This is a genomic window from Rhizobium sp. 01T444 (assembly GCF_056398305.1).
This window is the reverse complement of record NZ_JBFTPD010000164.1, coordinates 1-726: the sequence shown is the minus strand read 5'-3', so window position 1 is coordinate 726 and position 726 is coordinate 1. Positions and strand designations below refer to the sequence as shown.

The following is a 726-nucleotide window of genomic DNA, read 5'->3' as shown; positions in this document are numbered from 1 at the left end:
GCAATGTGACGTACGCCATCCCGACAATGGCCTTCGTTGATTTCGACGGCGCACGCCTTTCGCCGCTCTGGGGCGTGCCCCTTACCGGCATCCCACTGTCGATCGCCTTAAGGCCGCTGCTGGCACCGTCGGGGTATGCCGACAATCAATTCGGCTGGGGGCTGATGGCCGAGGTGGCRAAACTGYTCGCWGGCATCTTCCTGACCATCATCCCGGTRATCGCRATGCTCAAGGCGGGCGCCAACGGGCCCTTCGGWGYCGTCGTCTCGGCMGTSACRCGGCCTGASGGCCAGCCGGACCCGGCGATGTACTTCTGGGCCACCGGCATCCTGAGCTCSTTTCTCGACAATGCGCCGACCTACCTGGTCTTCTTCAAYACAGCCGGCGGCGACCCGCARGCACTGCCGAGCATCTACGCCGTCATGCTGGCCGGCATTTTTTCTGGCGCCGTCGTCATGGGCGCCAACASCTRCTGCGGCAACGCCCCCAACCTGATGGTCAAGGCCATCGCGGAAAGCCGCGGCGTGCGCATGCCGAGCTTCTTCGGCTACATGCTGTGGTCGGGTGCCATTCTGGTGCCGCTGTWCGTCCTCTCCACCTTCATCTTCTTCCGTTGATCATGAGCAAACTCAAAGTTCTCGTCACCCGTTCAGTCTTTCCCGAAACCATCGCCCGCCTACAAGAGCACTTCGAGGTGGAATCCAACCCGAGCGACGAGGTCTGGAG

The 726-nt window shown here is 62.5% G+C and carries 1 protein-coding gene; it reads left to right on the top strand.

Annotated features, from left to right (window positions below; all coding sequences use genetic code 11):
- A partial coding sequence (locus AC1DTN_RS37765) for a sodium:proton antiporter (RefSeq protein ID WP_477925247.1) occupies positions 1-617 on the top strand: 617 nt, incomplete at its 5' end.
- Positions 618-726: the final 109 nt, after the last annotated feature.